Source organism: Acinetobacter septicus (assembly GCF_019355975.1).
GTDB classification, from domain to species: domain Bacteria; phylum Pseudomonadota; class Gammaproteobacteria; order Pseudomonadales; family Moraxellaceae; genus Acinetobacter; species Acinetobacter ursingii.
Genome location: NZ_CP079899.1, coordinates 41,966 through 63,710 on the forward strand (window position 1 = coordinate 41,966; position 21,745 = coordinate 63,710).

Sequence of the window (21,745 nt, forward strand, 5' to 3'; positions counted from 1 at the left end):
TACCAGGTTTGTCGGAGACTTTTTTATTTAAGTTAGGCCACCTGACCTAACGGGTTAATCTTATCATAGTACATTGCTTCAAACTCAAAAGGCGATACATAACCCAGTGCACTGTGTACACGCTTTTTATTGAACCAATCTACCCAGTTTAGTGTCGCAAGTTGTACATCTGCTAAACCTTGCCAATCTGCTTTTAAATATTCAATCACCTCTGTTTTGTATAAGCCATTCACCGTTTCAGCCAGAGCATTATCGTATGAATCACCAGTTGTACCGACTGATGCTCGTAAATTTGCAGCTTCTAAACGATTGGTATAGCGAATAGAAAGATATTGAACACCTCTATCGGAATGATGAATCACATTCTTTGGCATGCCTCGATCGTGCAATGCTTGCTCCAATGCATCGAGCACCATATCTGTATTCATCCGTGTCGATACTTTCCATCCAACAATTGCTCGTGAGAACACATCAATAACAAATGCGGTATATACCCAGCCTGAATGAGTTTGAATATACGTAAAGTCACCCACCCATAGTTGGTTTGGATGATCAGCATTAAAATTACGTTTCACTAAATCATCTGCCCGTTTTTGGTCATCTCGGTTACGAGTAGTTTGTTTATTCTTACCACGCCAAACACCTTGTATACCTAGCTTTTGCATCAATCGAGCAACTGTACAACGTGCAATCACATAGCCTTCACGTTTCAATTTTTGCCAAACTTTACGTACACCATATCGACCTGAACTTTCTTTCCAAATACGTTTGATTTGCTCTGCATGATGTAAATCATGCAGAGCACGTTTCGCTCGATGTTCTGGGTTATCAACGAGATCTAAAGCCCGATAATAGGTCGAAGCTGCAATCGGTAAAATTCTACAAATCGCCTCAACACCATATAACGCCTTATTGTTATGGATAAAATCCACCATTATTTGTATGGGCGGTCGAGCTCCGCCTGGGCGAAAAAAGCCGCTGCTTTACGTAGAATTTCGTTAGCACGTTGCAGTTCTTTATTTTCGCGTTCCAGTTGTTTGATACGTTCTTGGTCTGAAAGCTGCTGTGCTTTAACTGGATTTTGTTGATCTAAGTATTTTTGATACCAAACACGTAGTGTTTCAGGAGTACAGCCAATTTTAGGAGCAATTGCTGTGATTGCAGCCCAATTCGATGGATAATCTTTCTCGGATTCAATCAATAATTGAACCGCTCTTTCTCTGATTTCAGGGGTATATTTTAATTTTGTCATCGGGATAGTCTCTCAGAATATTGACTCTCCGACAAACCCGGTACGGTTCAAGTTTTACTTCTTACTGTTAATTCGGTTTCACCCATAAATGGCAAAATAGTTTTTGGGTGTAAGTTAGATGCTTTATTATACTTTTGGAACATTAGACTATCATGAACTTCTTGTGCGGCTTTGTATGCTGTTTCATCATTAAGTATTCGACCTAACACCCAGCAATCGTTATCACTAACAATTTGCCTTCTATGAACAACACAATAGGTATTATTTTTCATACCACTGAAATTAAGGTTAACAAATTTATTGATATTGTGTGAAATCTCGCCTGTATAAATTGCTTTTGATAGTAATGTTGATGTTGCAAAATAAAATCGAATAATTTCAGTAATAGGTATAATGATTCCTGCTGGGTCATCACCTAAAGGGAAGCACAAACACCATGAGTCTTTACCAAATCCTGATGTTCGATGATCAGCATAAGTAATTATATTTTGATTGCCAATTTTATCAGTTGCTTTAAAAAGGCTTGCATTTTCTGAATTTATGGTAAGTTTTTCTTTGCTTCCCACAGTTTGTTGTAAAAGTTTTCCATTCTTTAATAAAGATCCGACAGATAAATTAACTATTTGACCGACACCAATTTCTGTAGTTTCCCATTTTTCAATGGCTTCTGTTGAAGCAAGGTTTCCTTCATAATTTTCTTTTATTAGACCTAAAAGTATTTTCAGAGTTGGTTCAGATTCCACATTAGAATTAATTTTGATATCACATCCAAACCATTCGACTCGCCATAATCTATCTTTGTATTCAGGCGCGTTCAAATGACTAATTGAATAAGGAGGCTGATTCATAGTTATTAATATGTTTAAGTAAATTGCTTTATAGAATCTATTTAAAATTAAACTCAGTCTATTATATTAATGTATCAGTCTATATTATCAACGTAATTGTCAACAAGAGTCTTATGAAGACAAGTTAGATCCACAACAAGAACCAAGTTCAACACCAGAAGTATCACCTGAAGTACCAGAAGTATCACCTGAAGCACCAGCAAATGAACCAGTCGCCACAAAACCATCAACACTAGAGGAATTAACCAATGCGAATCCGCAATAATGCGCTCATATGCCCAGGCCAATATTTTTGATTCGATCTGCATTCTTTTTGCCCTAGCCATTTTACCTATGGTAATTATTAGTATTGGCATACAGCTCAAAGAGAATTACGAGCGTAAGAAGCTCACTCAAAGCTATATGGATCAGCACTAAACAAATCCAATAGGCAATAAAAAAGCAGCGAAATCGCTGCTTTTTTATTTCTAATGAATTTTACGAATAGGCTGATTATAGGGAGAATCTTCTACTGACCGATGCACATGCATTGAATTGGTATTGTTCATTAAAGGTGAATTACTAGCCACTGAATGAGTCGTTGATGCTTTATGTGTGCGGTAGTTATTCAAAAACTGATCCACTACTGGCACATTGTTAGGCAATATTCCGATTTCGCGGTTAGTAATTTTAATCGTTTCTATTTGGTCTACATGGCTCATAACTAAGTCCACTACAATGATTAAAACTATGTGCGTAATTATAGCTTAAAATTGAAGAAATTCCATTTTGGGATTTAATATTTGGTTTTTTTATGCACAGGTTTTTGTGGATAGTAGTGGGTATAAATGGCTAAGTTGCTGATTATTTATGCTTTTAACATTGATTAAATATTAACCAAAATAACGAAAAATATGGAGAAATATAGCAGAAGCTATAGAAGAAAAAAGAGGAAATGTCAAAAAAAGGGCAAAAAAAAACTATTAGAACAATCTCAGTCTAATAGTTTATTAAATAGGGTAATATCCCTTGATTCGTAATATAACCGATCTCTAATAAGTTTTAAAGCTTTTTTAATTATATTCACGTAAATTCCACAAACTGTTATCTCATGCTGAACAAAAGTAATGATTAAGCCCTATACTCAACTCTACCCTGATATATTGCAGATTAGTTAAACTGCTGTTTAGAAATTGCAAACAATAAGATGTTATATTTGAGCGAGGTTGGAATTATGTATGAAATGTGAATGCTTTAAAAACTGATATATATTATCAACTTTTTAGAATTTTACGCCTAATAGAATACATACAACTTGTTAGAATGCCTTATACTAAATCAGCCACCCTCACACACTTTTTATGGATGACCAGTATAGTGAAAGATTCAATCTTTGCTGATGTTATATCAAAGTTGAATGCGGAAGTTTTTACGCAAAAAGCTGGTCGCTTATACCCTCCTGTCAGTCAATTATTGGCACTGGAGAAAAAGTTAGCATTATGTACAGCATCATTGGTTAAAAGCGTAGACATTCCAGACTATAAACAGCTAGAACGCCTGTTTTGGGATAACGTAAATCATACCTATGGCACTGGTTATTTTGCGGAGATTCCTAAGTGGGGTTCCAACATCTTTATCCCATTACAGGTATGGGAAAGTGTGTTACAGCCTTATGCATTGTTCTATAAAAATATGAACCCTGAGTTTAACTTTTATGACTTTGCATTTACGACTGCAGCGTTGAGCGCTTGGCGGTACAGCCAACCCGTGCTAAAGCTTGAAAATGATGTATATCGCACCCTATTGAATGATGAAAACGGTCGCTATGTCGATGGTCATTTGCTGAATTACTACTTTCAGTGGACCAACTTTATTCATACACCAGGTCTAGGACACAACGACAAACCTTTATATGGTTTTTTCGCGCATCAAAACGAAGTTTTGTTTAACGGCAACAACGTTAAAGTATTGATCATTGTGTTTTGCTATGAAGATACTGAAGCCAACATATCTGATGAAGATGCTTTAAGCTTAACCTCTAATTGGGGTGACTATGTGGTTTTAGAGTATCGCACGGATACTATTAAAACTATTAAAGATAGTTTGATTGGTACCAACCTTAAAGGTAGTCCTGAGCTATTAATCTTACTTGGTAAAATGCTTAGCTTATTTAATTTCTCTATTCATCCTAAAACTGACATCTACAATCACCGTGGCTACCTGATGCAACCCACGTATAACGATACGATTGATTCATTTCTCAGTAGTTATAGAAAGCACAAAGGTATGCCAGTACGCCGTGGCGTAGGTAAATCACCCTCTAGCAATCAACGCCGTGAAGTCCTCTATCATGTCCACGCACCAAGCTGTCCACGCCTGTTTGATACTGGTCTGAACACTGGTTTTGTGTCGCGCATGCACAAGAGTAGCCATATCGCTAATGACCATTTTAATACACTACATTGGCTTAAAACTGATACTGGCTTAAAACTAATTTCAGGTAGTTTATATACTCAAGAAACCGAAACTAAACTTATTAAATCAATTCAAAATTACTTTTATGGTAATAATACTTAAAGGTTTTCATTCTTTTTTCCTTAAACCTGTTATATACTTTTAATACCCATTTCAATCAATGAAGTATTATGCGTTTCGAGTTCGATCCATCATTTATATCTCATGTTGCAGTACGATTAGATGGCACTTCCTTAAAATCATTTTTAGACAACCTTGGAAACGTATCTTTTCAAGAAGCTGAAAGTTATTTAAGCAATCTAATTAAAGGGAATTATGAGCAAGACGATTTTACAGTTGGATTGAAAGTTAAACCTAAAAACCACAATCAAACAGAATTATTAGGGCATCTTTATAAAAATAGTGCCTTTCAATCGGTTTCAACTGAAGTATCGGATCTCGACACCCAAAACATGCACAATGACATCGCTCAATTCGTTCAAAGCTATGCCAATGTTGCAGATCTTCAGTACAACAGTAATTTCTTGGACAAGCAGACGTTTAAGCATGAAAAAACGTTAGATAGCTATATCTTCACAGAATTAATGCTGCAGTTCACCAACAATAATACCGTGAAGTTTCGTGTGGACGGCGAATATGTCACAGTGATTAATACTGAGCTAACCTCTAAATACATCTATTTTAACGACAACAAGAATAAGCGGATCTGTAAGTTTTTAAGTAAAAATATGCATCCAGCTTATTTAGAGTCATTCTTAGAGCAGATGCATATTATTAAAATTGATTCTGAGCAGTACTTTTATAATGCAGTCGTGAATAACACAATAAGTTATGATGCTGACGTTAACGCCTTTATGGACCAATCTCAGAATTTTTTAAATACCCTTGTGAAAGGTTATAAAAAACTGATCTTAAACAACGTGCGATTTAATCTTTACGAATTCTTAGAAGACGACCTTGAAAGTGTCATCCTAAACCGTATCACTAAGGCATGGCATTACGCTCATGAAATCACGTTGCAAACCAACAACCCATCAAAATATGTAGTCGCTCAACCTCTGGTTATAAAATATTTATAAGTGAGTTTCTTTATTTATGAACCCCCTCATGATCAAGTATGGTATCGATATTGGTACGCTATCTAAAATATTTAGATCGCATCTTGAAAATGAGGGCATTGTATTTGATCGTGAGAGTGACTTTCAGCTTGAACGAAGCTCTAAACGTATTTACCTCAGAACCAATCACCACAATGACGCCACAAAAAATAAGAAAAAAACGGCCTGGTATCTTGTAGATCTAGATAACGCACGTATGTCTTATGGTTGGTTTCATGCTGGCGGTGCAAACTTCACTTACAGCTTGTATGAATACATTCAAGAAATGGATCTGCAACCTGGTGATACCGTATATACCAAGGAACAGCAAGAAGAAGATCTTAAACGCTTCTTAAGCTCATGCAAAAGTGCTGAGAAGAACAAAAAAGACCAAGAGATATTGGCTCAAATCTATATGGGTTTTGAATGGGCCAGAAGCCTACCCTTGCCAAACCGTCCACACAACTACAATGTGAAAAAGCAGATTAGCTTCAGTCATGCTAGATTGTACAATCCAAGCAACTTCACTAAAAATGAGCTGATTGATTATGTCAGCCAGTACTACCCTCAACACAAGAACAGCACCATTATTCTGAACCGTATTATTGATCTGCAACCAGATCTAGATCAACAGTCGCTACGTCAGAACAAGCTTTTAGTTGAGGGGCAAAACCTCAAAAATCAAATCATTTTCCTTCAGACCATCGCTGAACATAAAAACAAGCGTGGTGAAGATAAGTTTACATTACGTGGTGTACTTGCAAACGGCGCTTTCAAAATCTTATTTAAAGATCCATTGGATGCATGGAACCAAGATCGGATAATCTTTTGTGAGGGCTACGCCACTGGTGAAGCAATTGCAGAATCAATTCAATACTCTATTCCAGTCATTGTCGTGTACGTGGCTGGCAACATCATGAATGTAGTACGTGATTTCCGTGCCGAATTCCCGTTTTCACGCTTCTATATCTTCAATGATAATGACCATAAAACAGCATTAGAAAGCAAAATAAAGCGCAATCCCGGTATCTATTACGCAACAGAAGCATGCCGAGCTGTAAACGCAGCCATGATTGGACCTGAATTTACTGATGAACAGTTAGATCTAAGTGACTGGAACGATTTTAAGTGTTTGTACGGCGTTGAATACACGCGTGATGTAATACGTCATAAAATGCAAAATGCCGTGTGGACGACTGCAGTTCAAAGCACGGTTAACCCGAACTATTCTATCAGCGCCCTATTCTTTGGCATCAAACAACAGTTGGATGATATAGGCCTCTATCCTGATAGCATGACCAAAAAGAATTGGTTTAGCTTGGTTTTACGTGCATATGCTTTGCTGACTCAACAGGGATTTAGTCAGATTCACCCGATTGAGCTGGTCAAAGAACAATTTATTGAAATTCTTGGACAGATCAGCAAACAACCCCGTAAAGTCACTGGAGCTGAAGAACCAGAACTCCTTCAGGCCTACACAAAACTTGTAGAAATGATCGCACGTAATGATTCAACAACAGCACTGAATCAACAGATTATCGCCGTGATTAATTTATACAAAAATGCAGATTATCCAATTGAATCATTAAAGGTTTGGCTCAAAGATATTGTGAGTAAATCGAACGATCCTGAATGGTCCGAAAACTTCATTAATAATATTTTTATTTCGATAATTTGAATGTCAAACATAAACCCCCAAAGGTAGCAAACTTTTGGGGTTTGTTTTTCTCTAAACTTTCATTGCACTAGGTTTATCGACCTACTTAAGACAAATGTTTCCTGATCTAGTTCGGTTTTGTGACTTATAACTAGGTTTATCGACCTATTTAAAACTAATGTTTCCTGAACCAGTTCGGTTTTGTGACTTATGGATTGGTTTGCCATAAACTTTAACGTTGCCTGAGCCTGAAAGCTGTACTTGAGCAGAATTGATAGCTGTACAAAAGATATTGCCTGAACCAGATAGTGCCACTTCTAAATTGTTGCTTTTCAATGGTAATGCATCAAAATTGCCTGAACCTCTCAAAGATAAGACACAGTGTTCAACGGTACCGTCTAAATCCATATTTCCAGATCCACTAATACTTGCTGTGAATTTATCTTCATTAAGATTTAAGACCTGAATATTGCCTGAACCTTTTAAATCAATAGCTTTTAAATTTGGGTGACTGATCGATACTTCTAACGGTGAACAAGTACTAAAACTTACATTGTCCTGAATAGCTAAAACCAATACACCACCCTGAAAAGTCGCACTAATAAGATCTACAATATTGTCGTCTGCAGTAATTTCCATTTTAGAAACACTTGAAGCAAAAAACTTCAGACTCATTGGACCTTTCATACAGATTTCGTTAAATGGGTTTACAGGTACTTGCTTAGTCACTGGTTTGCCACTTCCAACGATTTGATAGTTGGAACCTGAACTGTATACATTGCCGTTGCCATAGATTACAACAGAACCCGAAAAAATATGTTTTGACATATAAAGCCTCAAATTATTAAAAGTAATTTAACCCTAAATAAGTGGTCATTCATAACCTATTTAATATCTGTAAATTATAACATTGAGGGCTTAAACATTTTTTATTAAAATAATAAATTAAAGCTTTTAATTTTTCTTTAAACCTTTATTAGACATAGCTTATATTAAAGATTAAACAGAAATGTTTTTAGAATCGGTATATACTAAAAGTATAAATTTTCTTAAGCATATGATTAATAGTCCTATGCAACCTGGGTAGCACATTGCACCTAAATATATATTAGAAATTGGAATTGTTATGGCTGAGAAAGTACCGAGCGCCCGACATAATTGTGATTTAAATACGATGTTTCAGTTTTTCCAAGAAGAACTGGAGCGAAACTACGGATTCGTATTCAAGTCATCTGGTAAATATCAATTCGTGACCGTATTTGATGAGAAAGTGCCTTGCCTCACCGAATCAGATAACCCTAGTAAATCAAGTAGCAACAATGTCAAACCACGAGGGATGTATTGGATCTATCCAAACATGAACCGTGATACTGGTGAATACTGGCCAGTACTCAAAGGACACCGCTTTGGTGTAACTGACATTGAAATCTCAATTGCTTTTGCTGACCACTATAAGAACGTAATCAAGCCTCAACGAGATTCAAACCCTAACTACAAACCACCAAGCAAAGAAGATGTTGATCGCCGTGTACGTGAGTTTGAAGAAGCTCAAAAGAAGCATCTACTTCAACAAGAAAAAGAGCTCTTAGCTGCACAAATCGCTATCCGTATTGAGTGGCAACGTGCTGGTAAAATTATTGACGATTCATTTTTTAATAATAAAACTGGAAGCTTTCAGACCTTTAAACGCGACATTCGACAAATGCCGTATATGGTTGAAAAGAACCTAGAGCCATACGGCGCTAAAATCATGCGTAAAGATAACTTTACCCGTGATGAAGCCATTGAAGCAGTAAAGCGTGAACTTCCTGAATCAGCTACCAATCAACAGCTTCTCGTTGAAACAGTAGAGAATGTATTAGCGTATCAAAAGCATTTCATCAACTTTGAACCTGAGCTTGAGGGCGAAAAGAAAAAAGGCTTTGATTTACGTAAAAGCAGAGCTGTCATTCTTGCACCGTTAATTGACACCAATAACAAAGTCGTCAATTTACAGCGTATCACCCACCATCGCCAAAAAAAGCGCAACAAAGAAACCAACAAGCTTGAAGAAGTACTGCATAAGGGTAAGTACTTTTTTGATAAAGCCAAAACGAAAGATGCATTCTTGCCTGTTAGCAAAAATCCTGATGTTGGCTATGAAGTCTTTAACCCGAATGCAAAGAACTATTTGATCAAGGAGGGTTGGGCAACAGCGATCAGCGCACGTAAGGCGTTGGATGCTGGTTTAGAGCTTGGTTTATTGGGTGAGGGTTTTACTGCAGAAAACACACAAGTTTTAGCGTCATACAGTAAATCCAATATCTCAAGTGTTGCTGAGCTTATCCGCAGTATCAATCCTGAAGCCAATATATTTGTTGGTTATGATAACGATGCTGGCCAAACGCTTGAGTCTGGTTTGAATCCTGGCTTACAAGAAGCTTGTCACAACTTTTCATTAAGTGGTGTGTTAGGTGATGTGAGCAAACATGAAAATACACGTATCACCCTACCCCCGGTTTTCCAAAATAAATTATCTGTTTCTGATTGGGATGATGCTCGTCAATATTTAGGTGTTGAACGTTTAGCTGCAGAGTTGGCAAAAGAACTGAATAACGCCGTCAAACGTATAGACAACAAGATCCCTGAAGTTGCGTATGCAATTAACCGCTACAACCGTCAACGCGAAGCTTATGCAACCAAGTTCCCTAATAAAGAATACCAACCGAATTACGGCATTGTGATTGCACAATCAGATGAAAAATATCTGGAATTGCAGAACATACGTGCTAAAAACCAAGCAAATATTGAAAATTACAACGCAAATATTGAAAAGCGTAAACAAGATCTATCAAAAGCTAACTATGATGGACCAGCTGGTACAGGTAGCACGAAATCCTATGCAAAACCAAAGTACCAACCGCCGTCATTTGATAAAGCATTTGATGATAAACCAACTCCAACCGCTACGGCACCCGTATCTACGCCCGTCATGACTCTTGAGGGCATTAAGTCTTATATGGAGATCCTTTCTGAAATTGATGTCACCAAAGTTCAAAATGATGTTTTGAAAGTTGTCGCTACTGCAGATGGCCATCAAAAGATTAAAGCCGGTGATATTGAATTCGAGAAAATGGGTGCCAAAGAACCAACCAGTAGCACAAACCCAAGTATGGATAGCATGCAAAATACCAAAGTACATATTGATGTATCCAAGGACATCAACAAAGATACAGTTAAATTGCAGAGTGTGGATCGTTCGACCATTCCCGAACAAAATCTTCAGCAAGGTATCGATCATCAAAGCTACGCTAAGTCAGCTATCTTTACCGCTTTTTGGCTTCATTCAGCAGAAATGTATAAAGCTAGAAAGTTAATTCATGAAGCTGGTATTAGTAATGCCGATGTTGAGGGTTCAATTGCTGTCGCTGAAGATAAGCTCAATAAAGCTCAGGAAGAAGTTTCTAAGAAGCGGTCGTATCCTGAACTTTTTGTGATTAGTGCGTCTGATAGCGAATACCGTGCGTCAATCATGAAAGTTTTATCTGATTTAGAGGCTGCACATCCAGAGTGGCAGAATCTCAAAACATTTAGAGAAAATCTTACTGATAGGACCATTGCATTTGATCAATTGAATCTGGATACATTGAAGATCAAAAACAAAGTAGTGCATTTGATTGTCAGTAATGTGACCAATGATCAAAACTATCTAAAGGTTCAAGAAAGCCTCACCACCCTTTTAGATACATCGAACAGCTTGTCTTTGGACCGTCAACAAAAGTTCAATCTTGTGAACAGTCTAAGTAAAACATTAAACAACATGGCCAAACTGTTAGATGAACCACCAGTCTTCCAAAGACTGAACGATTTCTTTACTCGTTTTGAAAAGCGTGTAGATGATCTCGTTCTAGGTGATGGTCTAAAGCTGTATGGTATAGAACCGCAGAATTTAAACAAAACTAACGAACGTGGACAGTCGTTCGATATGTAAAAGCAGATATGAAAAAGCCCCGAATATCGGGGCTTCTTTTTGAGTCAATGTTTTCAAGATTAGTGTGGCAATGTTGCCCTAAAATCCAGTGCAAAATCAGTTTCACCACGAGGATCGCTATTAAAGAACTTGAAGCCTAAACACTTAATCTCTTTATAGCCCATACTCTCCACCTCTTTTAAGGGCTATTTGCATTTTAGGGTGGGATTTTTATAAATCTCACCTTATTTTTAACTTAACAAACTCTAATTTTGCAATCTAAGGTTGAAACTACTTGAGCTAATCATTTTTAAAATTTGCATTATAAGGTTGAAAGTGAATTTAGCTTTTTAATAATCCTTTTAGTTGACTCAAATATTCATTTGCTTTTTGTTGAGCATTTTCTTCTGATAAATTCAAATCAGATTGAATCTTAATGATGCTTTGTTCAAACTGGCTTAATTCCAAATCACTCAATCGTTGTTCATCTTTGTACATATCTATAGTTGCTCGACACAAATGAATGAAGTGTGCTGTTGTTTTGTACTGATAATTACAACAAGCATGAATGATATTTTTGAGTCGTCTGTGGCGTAGCTCAATATTGATTGGTTTATAAGTTGGATGGCTTGCGCTAAAAAATAGTGCCTTATCTATGGCATCACCGCTATACCAACCTTTATCCAAATTTTCTTGTGCTGCTTGAATGTAAATTTCTGCTACTCGCTTCCTGTCAGCCAAAATGTATTTCTCAATTTCAGCTTGGTCAGTTAAAAGCTCAATTGGTTCAAACTGAACTTTAGTGCCATATCTGTTTTGGGTAGATTGATCATTTACTCTCAGAAAAATGGTTGCACCTATTTCTATATCTGATAGCACGGCATTTTTGACAAGTTGGGCTTGATAATTTTTTACACTACCGATCAGTTCAGCTTGAATATACTTTGTTCCAATTTTTAAGATACGAAACTGTCCAAATGCTGTCATTTTTTCTTGCTTATTTGGCATCTCACACCAAGCCTAATGATTATCCTGTGATAAATTTTAACATTAAGTCTTTATTATGAAATAAAAAAGTAGTCAGATTTGAAATTTTTAAATATTGCATTTCAAGGTTGAAAAATTTACGTTTATTGCATAATATTTAACTATTGCAAAATAAGGTTGAAAAACAAAATGGCTTCTGCACCAAACAATACCGAATCTACACTGGCAAGTTTTATTTGGAACAATGCGAATGATCTTTGGGGTGATTTCCCACATACAGAGTTCGGCAAAATCATTTTACCCTTTACGGTATTAAGACGTTTGGAATGTGTACTTGAGCCAACGAAAGAAGCTGTTCTCAATACTTATGCGCAATTCAAAGATCAAGGGATGGCGCTTGACGATATTCTTACTAACGTAAGCGGCAATCCGTTCTATAACAAATCGACTTATAACCTTTCCAATTTAGGCGGTACAAAAACCAAAGCTAATCTTGAAGATTACATCGCCAATTTCTCTGAAAATGTACGTGTCATCTTTGAACAATTTGATTTCAATACAACAATTAATAAATTAGCCAAAGCCAATCTATTACTGCGTATTTGCAATAATTTCGCTGCCATCGACTTACATCCGAATGTTGTGCCTGACCGTACCATGAGTAATGTCTATGAACATTTAATTGCAAGATTTGGTGCAGAAGTCGGTACGGGGTCTGAGGACTTTATGACTCCGCGCGATATTGTGCATTTGGCAGCAACTTTATTGCTTGAGCCTGATAATGAGCTGTTTGAACAAAAGAATGGTTTAATCCGCACTATTTATGATCAAACCTGTGGTACATCGGGCTTCCTAACCGACATGATGAACTATGTAGACGGTTTTAAGGACCGCTATAAAGTTGCCCCTGTACTTGTACCCCACGGGCAAGAATTACAGCCTGAAACTCATGCTGTCGCATTGGGTTCAATGCTGTTAAAAAAACTAGAATCTGACCCAAGCCGTGATTTATCGCAAAATATTAAATTGGGCAGTACACTCAGTAATGACTTATTTGCAGGACAGCGTTTCCACTATCAATGTTCTAACCCGCCTTTTGGTATGTCATGGGCGAAAGATGCCAGTGCGGTTCAATTAGAGCATAAAGAAAAAGGCTTAAATGGGCGTTTTGGTGCGGGCTTGCCTAAAGCCAGTGACGGCTCAATGCTGTTTTTACAAAATCTGATTTCCAAACTAGAACTGCCTGAAAATGGTGGTGGTCGTGGTGCGATTGTGCTATCAGGTTCACCATTATTTAACGGTGGTGCAGGCTCAGGCGAGTCGGAAATTAGACGCTTTATTTTAGAAAATGATTATCTCGAAGCAATTGTGGCATTACCGACAGATATTTTCTTCCGTACAGGTATTGGTACATATATTTGGTTGATTTCAAACCGTAAACCCGATCAACGCAAAGGCAAAGTGCAACTGATTGATGCAACTGGCATGGGTTCTTCCATGCGTAAAAATGAGGGCAATAAACGCAAGTTTATTGACCAAGATTCAATTGATACGATTAGCCGTATTTACGCTGATTTTGAAGAAAGTTCAGTCAGCAAGATTTTTGACTATACCGATTTTGGCTACCGCCGAGTGAAAGTATTACGTCCTCTACGCATCAATCTTCAATTTGATGGTAAAAAACTGGAGTTATTTAAAGCATCAAAAGAGTTTGGCAAGTTACTGGACAGCGACCGACAAACAATAGCCACTTATATTGAGCAGCAGTTTGGTGACGGCAAAGACTATGCTTGGTTTGAGAATACATTCCTGAAAAATCTACCACTCAGCAAAGTCAGTAAGGGCTTAAAGAATGCTTTGATCGCTGCGTTTGGTGTACAAAATCCTGATGCCGAAGCTGTTGAAATTAACGGTGAAGTGCAAATGGATAGTGAACTCACTGACTATGAAAATATCCCTTTAAATCAGAATATTCAGGACTATATGGCGAAAGAGGTGCTTCCTCATGCGCCTGATGCGGTGACTGATACCAGTTATACCGACACCAAGGATGGTCAAGTTGGTGTGGTGGGTTATGAAATTAACTTTAACCGTTATTTTTATGTATTTGAGCAACCACGCCATCCAAATGAAATTATGGCGGAGATCAAAGAGTTGTCTGCCGAAGTCGCACAATTGCTTGGGGAGGTTTAAAAATGGAATTTAAACAATACCCAAGTTATAAGCCGAGTGGTGTGGAATGGTTAGATGATGTACCTGAGCATTGGAGTTTGAAAAGGTTTTATTATCTTTTTACTGAAAACAAAAAGAAAAATATTGGCTTAAAAGAAACCAATGTTTTGTCTTTAAGTTATGGAAATATTAAAGAAAAGAATATTGATGACAACAAAGGCTTATTACCTGAATCCTTTGAAACTTATCAAATTATTAAACCTAATGATATTGTTTTCCGTTTTACAGATTTACAAAATGATAAACGTAGTTTAAGAAGTGCTATCTCAAAATATCACGGAATTATTACGTCTGCATATATTGCTGTCAAAACCAAACAAAATGCAGATTTTTATAATTATTTATTCCGTGCTTACGATTTACAGAAAGTATTTTATTCTATGGGCGAAGGTATGCGTCAATCTTTAAAGATGGACGAATTAAATAAAATGCCTGTTGTTTTACCAAGTGAGGATGAACAGAAACGCATTGTTTCATTCCTCGACACTGAAACCACCCGAATTGACAAACTCATTAGCAAACAAGAAAAGTTAATTGAGCTTTTAGAAGAACAGCGTAAATCCATTATTTCTCATGCTGTCACCAAAGGTTTAAACCCGAATGCACTGATGAAAGATAGTGGTGTGGAATGGTTGGGAAGGGTTCCCTGTGATTGGCAATACTATTCAATTAAACGTACGATAAAGGTTTTAACTGACTATACAGCCAATGGCTCGTTTGCAGATTTAGCTAAAAATGTAAATTATTTAGATTATGGTTTTTCTCGATTAGTACGCTTGACTGATCTTCGAGAGGATTTAAATAATAATGGAGTTTATATTACAGAAGATGCTCATAAATATTTGAAAAAATCAGAGTTTTTTGGTGGTGAATTATTATTAGCAAATGTAGGTGCTTACGCTGGATTTGCTTGCTTAATGCCGTATAAAAAAATAAAAGCCACTTTAGCACCAAATATGTTTTTGCTCCGATTTAAAGAACAAAGAATCAATAACAAATTCATGTATTACTTAATAAACAGCAAGACAATTCAATATCAATTTCAAGTTTCTATGACTTCTACTGCACAACCAAAACTAAATAAAGACAATGTTAAGAATATTGTGATGTTTTTGCCAACTTTACAAATTCAAAATGAAATTGTTGAGTATTTAGATTCTGAAAATCTAATATTAGACAATCTGATCTTCAAGCAACAAGCCTTAATCGAAAAACTAAAAGAATATCGTGCTTCAATTATCTCCCATGCGGTTACAGGCAAGATTGACGTACGGGAGCACATGGCATGAAATTTTTAGCAAATTGTAAATTTAGCTTTACTTCAATAGCGACATTTGTCATTATTCTTTCCAACATACCTGCCATGCCTAGGTTCAAGTTCGCTTGTTCACGCACAAATCGGCAGGTTTTTTTTGCCTGAGAAAATACTATGGTTCAATTCATAAAACAGGCAAAAAGCAATCAAGATCATCTTCAAACATGGCAAGATCGTGGCTTGATCATTCCTGATCTTGCACGGGCAGACCGCTACCTCAGTTTTATAGGCTACTATCGCCTATCTGCTTATACCATTCCTTTTCAGCAAGCAGTTACAGCTAATTCAACGGTATTACATCAATTTAAAGCCAATACCACATTTGATGATGTACTCAACCTATATATCTTTGACCGAGAGTTAAGGCTCTTGGTCATGGATGCCATTGAGCGTATTGAAGTGGCAATACGGGCACAAATTTGCAATGTACTGTGCCATCAATCGGGTGCTGCCTTTTGGTACACCGATGAACAGCATTTTAGCCATAACTATGCCCACATGCGTTTACTTGCCAGTATTGAACGGCAATTAATGGATGAAAAAAGCCGTTTAGAGCGTGATGAAAAAGCTATTGATAAACGCCCACTCTCTCAGACTGACAAAGATGGGTTGAAAGATAAAGTGCGTAAAGAAAACTTCTTACGCCACTACTTATCTAAATATGACAGCCCGAAATTACCGCCTTCATGGATGATGATCGAAATGCTGACATGGGGTGAACTAAGCCATCTCTATGTCGGGCTAAAATCCAATCAAGCCAAAAAACAGATCGCTCAGAATCTAGGGCTACATGCTGAAGTCTTGGAATCATGGCTGAAAAGCCTGAATGACGTGCGAAACTTATGCGCCCACCATAGCAGACTATGGAATAAAGAACATGGTCGCAGCATTAAGATTCCAACTTCAAATGCAATTCAATGGCTTCAACAACCAATCATATTGAGTAATACCGCGATTCGCTATGAGAAGCGTACCTATATGCTTTTGGTGGCAATACAAACCTTACTTTATAAGATCAGCCCAAATTCAACATGGGCAAAACGACTCAAAGATTTAATTGAGCAGTATCCATCACTCTCTAAAGCCAATATGGGAATGCCTGAGTTATGGCATCAAGACCCGTTTTGGCAACAGGCATTACAACAGAATTAAAAATTAGGGGAAAAAGCATGAATATTTTGGCAGACAAAGCCCATTACGAAAGTCACTTAGAAGCCTATATTGTGCAAAAACTGCAAGCGCAAGGTTGGGTGGTTGGGCAAAGTAAAAATTATCATACCGAATATGCACTCTATCCCGAAGATTTAATCACATGGATTCAAGCTACACAGCCTGAAAAGTGGGAAAAACTGCAAGCACTGAATGGTAGTAATACCGAAAAACGCATCATCGACCGCTTGGATGATGAACTGAATAAGAAAGGCACAATCCATATCTTTCGTCATGGCTTTAGCATGGCGGGCGCAGGCACAATCGACCTCAGTGAAAGCGCACCCGAAGATGGACGCAATCAAGCCGTCATTGACCGCTATAACGCCAATATTCTACGTGTTGTCCCACAACTCAAATATCATCCATCCAAAGATGCAGGGATTTTGGACCTTGTGTTCTTTATTAATGGCTTGCCAATGGCAACGGTGGAAATTAAGACTGAGTTTAACCAGTCTTTAGAAGATGCCATTGAGCAGTATAAAAATGACCGTAAGCCGATAGACCCTAAAACAAGACGTAAAGAGCCATTGCTGACACCCAAGCGTGGTGCAATTGTGCATTTTGCCTTGTCTGAATCTGAAATTGCCATGACCACCGCTTTAGATGGTGAAAGCACCTATTTCTTGCCGTTTAACAAAGGTAATCAGGGACATGCAGGCAACCCTCCTGCGGATGCGGCCAAAGGTGAGGATTATCCAGTGGCGTATTTTTGGGATTATGTCTGCCAACGTGATAATTGGCTGAAAATTTTCCATAATTTTGTCTATGTAGAAAAGAAAAACAAAGTCGATCTATATGGTAATTGGACGGTACAGGAACGCTTGATCTTCCCGCGTTATCATCAGTTTGATGCGGTGAATAAAATCATTGCCGATGTGCAAGAAAAAGGCGTAGGACTGAATTATCTGTGTGAACACAGTGCAGGCTCAGGCAAAACATCGACAATCTCTTGGGTGTGTCATTCACTGGTGCGTTTGCGTCACAATGACGGTACACCGTTTTATAACTCCGTCATTGTGGTGACAGACAGAACGGTACTGGATGACCAGTTACAGGAAGCGATTCAACAATTAGATCATCAGAAAGGCTTAATTGCTGCAATTAACCGTGATGACAAAGAACATGCAGGCAAATCGAAAAGCAAACAGCTTGAAGATGCACTATTGTCCAATAAACAGATCATTATTGTGACCATTCAGACTTTCCCGCATGTGATGGAAGCGATTCTGACCAATACCAGTTTAAGCGACCGTAACTACGGTATTGTGATTGATGAAGCACATACCTCGCAAACAGGCTCAACAGCATCTAAACTGCAAGCGACATTGGCATTGCAGTCGGGTGAAGCAATGGCTAACCTGACTGTTGAGGAACTGCTTGAGCAGATTCAAAAAGCGCGTGTACAGTCCAAAAACATCAGTCACTTTGCCTTTACTGCAACTCCAAAACACTCGACTAAAATGCTGTTTGGGCGCACTAAAAATGGTGAGCCTGCCAGTGATGAAAATTTGCCTGAATCCTTTCATTTGTACCCACAACGCCAAGCGATTGATGAAGGCTTTATTTTAGATGTGCTACAAGGTTATGTACCTTATAAAACTGCGTTTAAACTCGGCGGTGAAGCTGTTGACGATGATAAACGAGTCAATTCTAAAGCAGCCAAGAAAGCCTTAGCTCGTTGGATGGCTTTACACGCGACCAATGTCACGCAAAAGGTGCAGTTTATTATTCAACACTTTCACCACAATGTTGCCAATTTGCTCAATGGTCAAGCCAAAGCCATGATCGTGACCAGTTCACGCCCTGCGGCAGCACGATATAAAATTGCCTTAGAAAAATATATTGAAGATAACCCTGACTACAGTGCCTACCATGTCTTGGTGGCATTTTCGGGTAAGCTCACGGGCAAACAGATTAGCCATGAAGCAGATGGTGATAGCGAAAACGGGGCACTATTTCAAGTTGGTGAAGATGCTGAATTTACCGAAGCCAATATGAATGCCGATGCACCTAATTCTGATTTACGCATCGCATTTGACCGCCCTGAATATCGCTTAATGGTAGTGGCGAATAAATTCCAAACAGGCTTTGACCAACCCAAACTCTGCGCCATGTACATTGATAAAGTCATTGCCAATGAAGTTGAAGTGGTACAAACCTTGTCACGCTTAAACCGTACCACCACAGGCAAAGATCAAACCTTTGTAATTGACTTTGTAAATGACCCTGAATGGATTTTAAAGTGCTTCAAAAAGTACGACAACGGGGCAAAAATGGTGGATGTACAAGACCCGAATGTGGTTTATACCATCAAAGACAATATTGAAGAACTTGATCTGATTACCGAAGATGATTTGGAGGAGTTTAAAGCAGCTCGTTTTAAAACTATCCGCGATATTAGCAATCATGATTTCAAAGAAACCACACATCCCGACCTGTTTAAAGCAACCGATCGTGTCGCCCGCCTGTTTAACCAAAAACTGAAAATGCTCAAACAGGCGATTGAGCTACAGGAAACTGCATTTGATCAAGCCAAAGCAGACGGCAATGATGAAGGCGCAGAAAAAGCCGAATTTGAGCGCAAGCAGTTAGACGTAGAATTACAAACTTTAATGCGCTTTAAAGGCAATTTGGATAAGTTTAGCCGTATTTATTCCTATGTAGCACAGCTTATTGACTTTGGCGATCCTGAACTTGAAAACTTCTCGGCATTTACCAAGCTCTTATCCAAACGATTAAATGGTATGTCTGCTAAAGAAATTGATATTTCAGGCTTGGTACTGACTGGCTTTGGCATCTTTAAAAAGAAACTTAAAACCGATGATACCGATCATCCCGAAGCGGATGAACCTCAACCATTAGCCCCCATCCAAGGCACAGCCAATGGTGATTTACAGCCAACCAAAATGACTTATCTGAAAGAAGTCATTGATCTTATTGCTCAGACTTTTGGCGATATTTCCACCCGTGAAGAACAGGTGGTATACATCAATCATTTAGTAACCATTCTACGAAATAACGATGTAGTTATGGCTCAGATTGAAAATAATCCTGAATCCACAGCCTTGCAAGGTAATTTGCCATCGGCAACGAAAGGCGCAATTATTCAAGCAGTGACCTCACATCAAGACTTATCAGCATTGTTGCTCAAGACCGATGCACAAGCGATGCAGAATGTGATCAAGGTGCTGTATAAATTGCTTAAAGATGGTGAAACCATTGATGTGCATCGTCTAACATAACGGAGTATTGGAATGATTGATATTCTGCAACTGGAAGGTGTACAGCCGATAGATTACCGTAATGAAGATGGCTGTATTATGATTACCGTACAGTCAAGCGGTGAGCATTTGGAAACATGCCCTGAATGCGGTGGACGCTTATATAAGCACGGCCAGCGTATCAATCATTTTGCTGATACCCCCTTGCAGATGCAACCTGTAAAAATTGAGGTGATACGAACACGCTATCGCTGTTCTGAATGCAAAAGCATGATTACCCCTCAACTCAGCTTCTTAGATGAAAAACGCAGAGCGACCCATCGGCTGATTCAGCAAGTACGCAAGCGTTGCTTAGATCGAACCTTTACGCAACTTGCCGAAGATACGGGTGTAGTCGTGAACACCATTAAAAACATTACGCTCGATTTCGTGGAGGAATTAGAACGAGATATTAAGTTTGAAACTCCAACGATTATGGGTATTGATGAACTTAAATTGATGGGAACATATCGCTGTGTCATCACCAACCTTGCTATGAACAGCTTATATGATATGTTGCCTGAAAGAACTCAAGATACATTGATACCATACTTCGCCAAACTGCCTGATGCAGAAAAAGTAGAATGGATTTGTAGTGATATGTGGCGACCCTTCAAAAAGTCATTCCGTCTGCACCTACCAAATGCCAAGTTGGTTATTGATAAGTTTCATGTAGTGAGAATGGCAAGTGAAGCTTTAGACACTGAACGTAAAGCTTTACAAAGTAGTTTGGATCGTGATGCCCGACTGAATATGAAAAAACATTTACGGTGGATACTGCTTAGACGACCAAATTCATTGACCGAAGATCAACAAAGAATTTTAGGAAATTTAGAAAAATGGCATCCTGAGTTTAAGGAAGCTTATGACCTCAAAGAGCAGTTTTATAATATTTATGAAGCAACAACCAAAGACGATGCCATACAAAGGTTTCATGAATGGGAAAGCAGTATTCCCAAATATTTAAAGTCTTTCCGTGACGTTGCTAAAACTGTGAATAATCACTTTGAGGATATATTCACCTATTGGGATGCGCCAATAAGAATTACCAATGCTTATACTGAGGGGCATAATGGTATTACAAGGGTCGCAAATCGAATGGGACGAGGATATACCTTTGAGGTGCTTCGAGCAAAAATGTTATATAACAAAGTGGCTCGATCTATTACAACTTTAAAGACTCCATCATCTTCATTAAAATCAACCGAAGGTTATGAGGGTTTAACTGCATTTCCAACCAAGCAAGAGAATAATAAGTTGGAATATGGCGCTTATATTCCAACCTTGGTTGAATTGTATGGCGGTGATGAATATTTAGATGAAGAACTAATTTCAACCATATAATGCAAATAGCCTTTTTAATAAAACCTACGTTTTCTTGATTCGCACTGTAGAGTCCAATTTTATTACTAAAGCGTGTGTACTGACCTTTTTTGAGTGAATTTTCCGCCATGTCTTTCCCTACTCTATGCTTTGCCAAAA

Annotated in this window: 15 protein-coding genes and 1 other annotated feature; of the genes, 9 read left to right on the forward strand and 6 right to left on the reverse strand. The window is 38.0% G+C overall.

Annotated elements, in window-relative coordinates:
* Positions 1-32 precede the first annotated feature (32 nt).
* From I6L31_RS16655 to I6L31_RS16670, 4 genes are all read right to left on the reverse strand, one after another.
* Positions 33-1,252, reverse strand: a protein-coding gene (locus I6L31_RS16655) for an IS3 family transposase (RefSeq protein ID WP_151726127.1) whose coding sequence is annotated in 2 segments (ribosomal slippage) — positions 33-976 and positions 976-1,252 — 1,221 coding nt in all. Because the reading frame shifts where the segments join, the coding sequence is not laid out codon by codon here.
* Positions 861-977: a sequence feature (AL1L pseudoknot), on the reverse strand. Its footprint overlaps the gene before it by 117 nt.
* Before the next feature lie 47 nt (positions 1,253-1,299).
* Positions 1,300-2,100 (reverse strand): hypothetical protein, encoded by an 801-nt coding sequence (locus I6L31_RS16660; protein ID WP_005006168.1) that lies wholly within the window; start codon positions 2,098-2,100, stop codon positions 1,300-1,302.
* 111 nt (positions 2,101-2,211) lie between these two features.
* Positions 2,212-2,349: a hypothetical protein gene (locus I6L31_RS16665; protein ID WP_155237305.1), complete on the reverse strand. Its 138-nt coding sequence runs from the start codon at positions 2,347-2,349 to the stop codon at positions 2,212-2,214.
* 218 nt (positions 2,350-2,567) lie between these two features.
* Entirely contained in the window at positions 2,568-2,801 is a 234-nt protein-coding gene (locus I6L31_RS16670) for a hypothetical protein (protein ID WP_005006165.1), read from the reverse strand.
* A 655-nt stretch (positions 2,802-3,456) separates the two neighbouring features.
* Here I6L31_RS16670 and I6L31_RS16675 point away from each other — a divergent pair.
* The 3 genes from I6L31_RS16675 (at position 3,457) to I6L31_RS16685 (ending at position 7,329) form a co-directional block, all read left to right on the forward strand.
* On the forward strand, positions 3,457-4,656 hold the full coding sequence (locus tag I6L31_RS16675) for a hypothetical protein (protein ID WP_032056292.1): 1,200 nt from the start codon (positions 3,457-3,459) through the stop codon (positions 4,654-4,656).
* 68 nt (positions 4,657-4,724) lie between these two features.
* A complete protein-coding gene (locus tag I6L31_RS16680; protein WP_005006163.1) occupies positions 4,725-5,633 on the forward strand; it encodes a hypothetical protein in 909 nt (302 codons plus the stop codon).
* A 28-nt stretch (positions 5,634-5,661) separates the two neighbouring features.
* Positions 5,662-7,329 carry a virulence-associated e family protein gene (locus I6L31_RS16685; RefSeq protein ID WP_134253128.1) on the forward strand — a complete coding sequence of 556 codons (1,668 nt, stop codon included), beginning with the start codon at positions 5,662-5,664 and terminating at the stop codon, positions 7,327-7,329.
* Between the two features lie 144 nt (positions 7,330-7,473).
* On the opposite strand, the gene I6L31_RS16690 is transcribed toward I6L31_RS16685, so the two are convergent.
* Positions 7,474-8,136, reverse strand: coding sequence for a GIN domain-containing protein (locus I6L31_RS16690; protein ID WP_005006161.1), 663 nt, complete (start codon positions 8,134-8,136; stop codon positions 7,474-7,476).
* A 298-nt stretch (positions 8,137-8,434) separates the two neighbouring features.
* On the opposite strand from I6L31_RS16690, the gene I6L31_RS16695 reads away from it, so the two are divergent.
* A complete protein-coding gene (locus I6L31_RS16695) occupies positions 8,435-11,278 on the forward strand; it encodes a hypothetical protein (RefSeq protein ID WP_005006160.1) in 2,844 nt (947 codons plus the stop codon).
* 321 nt (positions 11,279-11,599) lie between these two features.
* Here I6L31_RS16695 and I6L31_RS16700 read toward each other — a convergent pair whose 3' ends face one another.
* Positions 11,600-12,265, reverse strand: a complete 666-nt coding sequence (locus I6L31_RS16700; protein ID WP_005006156.1) for a hypothetical protein — start codon at positions 12,263-12,265, stop codon at positions 11,600-11,602.
* Between the two features lie 168 nt (positions 12,266-12,433).
* Between I6L31_RS16700 and I6L31_RS16705 the strand changes: the two genes are divergently transcribed.
* The 5 genes from I6L31_RS16705 to I6L31_RS16725 all read left to right on the forward strand — a co-directional run bounded on the left by I6L31_RS16705 (position 12,434) and on the right by I6L31_RS16725 (position 21,607).
* Positions 12,434-14,437, forward strand: coding sequence for a type I restriction-modification system subunit M (locus I6L31_RS16705; RefSeq protein ID WP_005006153.1), 2,004 nt, complete (start codon positions 12,434-12,436; stop codon positions 14,435-14,437).
* 2 nt (positions 14,438-14,439) lie between these two features.
* Positions 14,440-15,765, forward strand: coding sequence for a restriction endonuclease subunit S (locus I6L31_RS16710; RefSeq protein WP_005006150.1), 1,326 nt, complete (start codon positions 14,440-14,442; stop codon positions 15,763-15,765).
* Between the two features lie 140 nt (positions 15,766-15,905).
* Positions 15,906-16,943, forward strand: coding sequence for an Abi family protein (locus I6L31_RS16715; protein ID WP_005006148.1), 1,038 nt, complete (start codon positions 15,906-15,908; stop codon positions 16,941-16,943).
* Between the two features lie 17 nt (positions 16,944-16,960).
* Positions 16,961-20,245 (forward strand): type I restriction endonuclease subunit R, encoded by a 3,285-nt coding sequence (locus I6L31_RS16720; RefSeq protein WP_005006147.1) that lies wholly within the window; start codon positions 16,961-16,963, stop codon positions 20,243-20,245.
* 12 nt (positions 20,246-20,257) lie between these two features.
* Entirely contained in the window at positions 20,258-21,607 is a 1,350-nt protein-coding gene (locus I6L31_RS16725; protein WP_005006145.1) for an ISL3 family transposase, read from the forward strand.
* Positions 21,608-21,745: the final 138 nt, after the last annotated feature.

What these genes read in the sequence shown, in the direction of transcription:
- I6L31_RS16685 (WP_134253128.1), top strand. Translation starts at nt 5,662, where the DNA reads ATGATCAAGTATGGTATCGATATTGGTACGCTATCTAAAATATTTAGA.
- I6L31_RS16720 (WP_005006147.1), top strand. Translation starts at nt 16,961, where the DNA reads ATGAATATTTTGGCAGACAAAGCCCATTACGAAAGTCACTTAGAAGCC.
- I6L31_RS16705 (WP_005006153.1), top strand. Translation starts at nt 12,434, where the DNA reads ATGGCTTCTGCACCAAACAATACCGAATCTACACTGGCAAGTTTTATT.
- I6L31_RS16680 (WP_005006163.1), top strand. Translation starts at nt 4,725, where the DNA reads ATGCGTTTCGAGTTCGATCCATCATTTATATCTCATGTTGCAGTACGA.
- I6L31_RS16715 (WP_005006148.1), top strand. Translation starts at nt 15,906, where the DNA reads ATGGTTCAATTCATAAAACAGGCAAAAAGCAATCAAGATCATCTTCAA.
- I6L31_RS16725 (WP_005006145.1), top strand. Translation starts at nt 20,258, where the DNA reads ATGATTGATATTCTGCAACTGGAAGGTGTACAGCCGATAGATTACCGT.
- I6L31_RS16700 (WP_005006156.1), bottom strand. Translation starts at nt 12,265, where the DNA reads ATGCCAAATAAGCAAGAAAAAATGACAGCATTTGGACAGTTTCGTATC.
- I6L31_RS16710 (WP_005006150.1), top strand. Translation starts at nt 14,440, where the DNA reads ATGGAATTTAAACAATACCCAAGTTATAAGCCGAGTGGTGTGGAATGG.
- I6L31_RS16695 (WP_005006160.1), top strand. Translation starts at nt 8,435, where the DNA reads ATGGCTGAGAAAGTACCGAGCGCCCGACATAATTGTGATTTAAATACG.
- I6L31_RS16670 (WP_005006165.1), bottom strand. Translation starts at nt 2,801, where the DNA reads ATGAGCCATGTAGACCAAATAGAAACGATTAAAATTACTAACCGCGAA.
- I6L31_RS16690 (WP_005006161.1), bottom strand. Translation starts at nt 8,136, where the DNA reads ATGTCAAAACATATTTTTTCGGGTTCTGTTGTAATCTATGGCAACGGC.
- I6L31_RS16660 (WP_005006168.1), bottom strand. Translation starts at nt 2,100, where the DNA reads ATGAATCAGCCTCCTTATTCAATTAGTCATTTGAACGCGCCTGAATAC.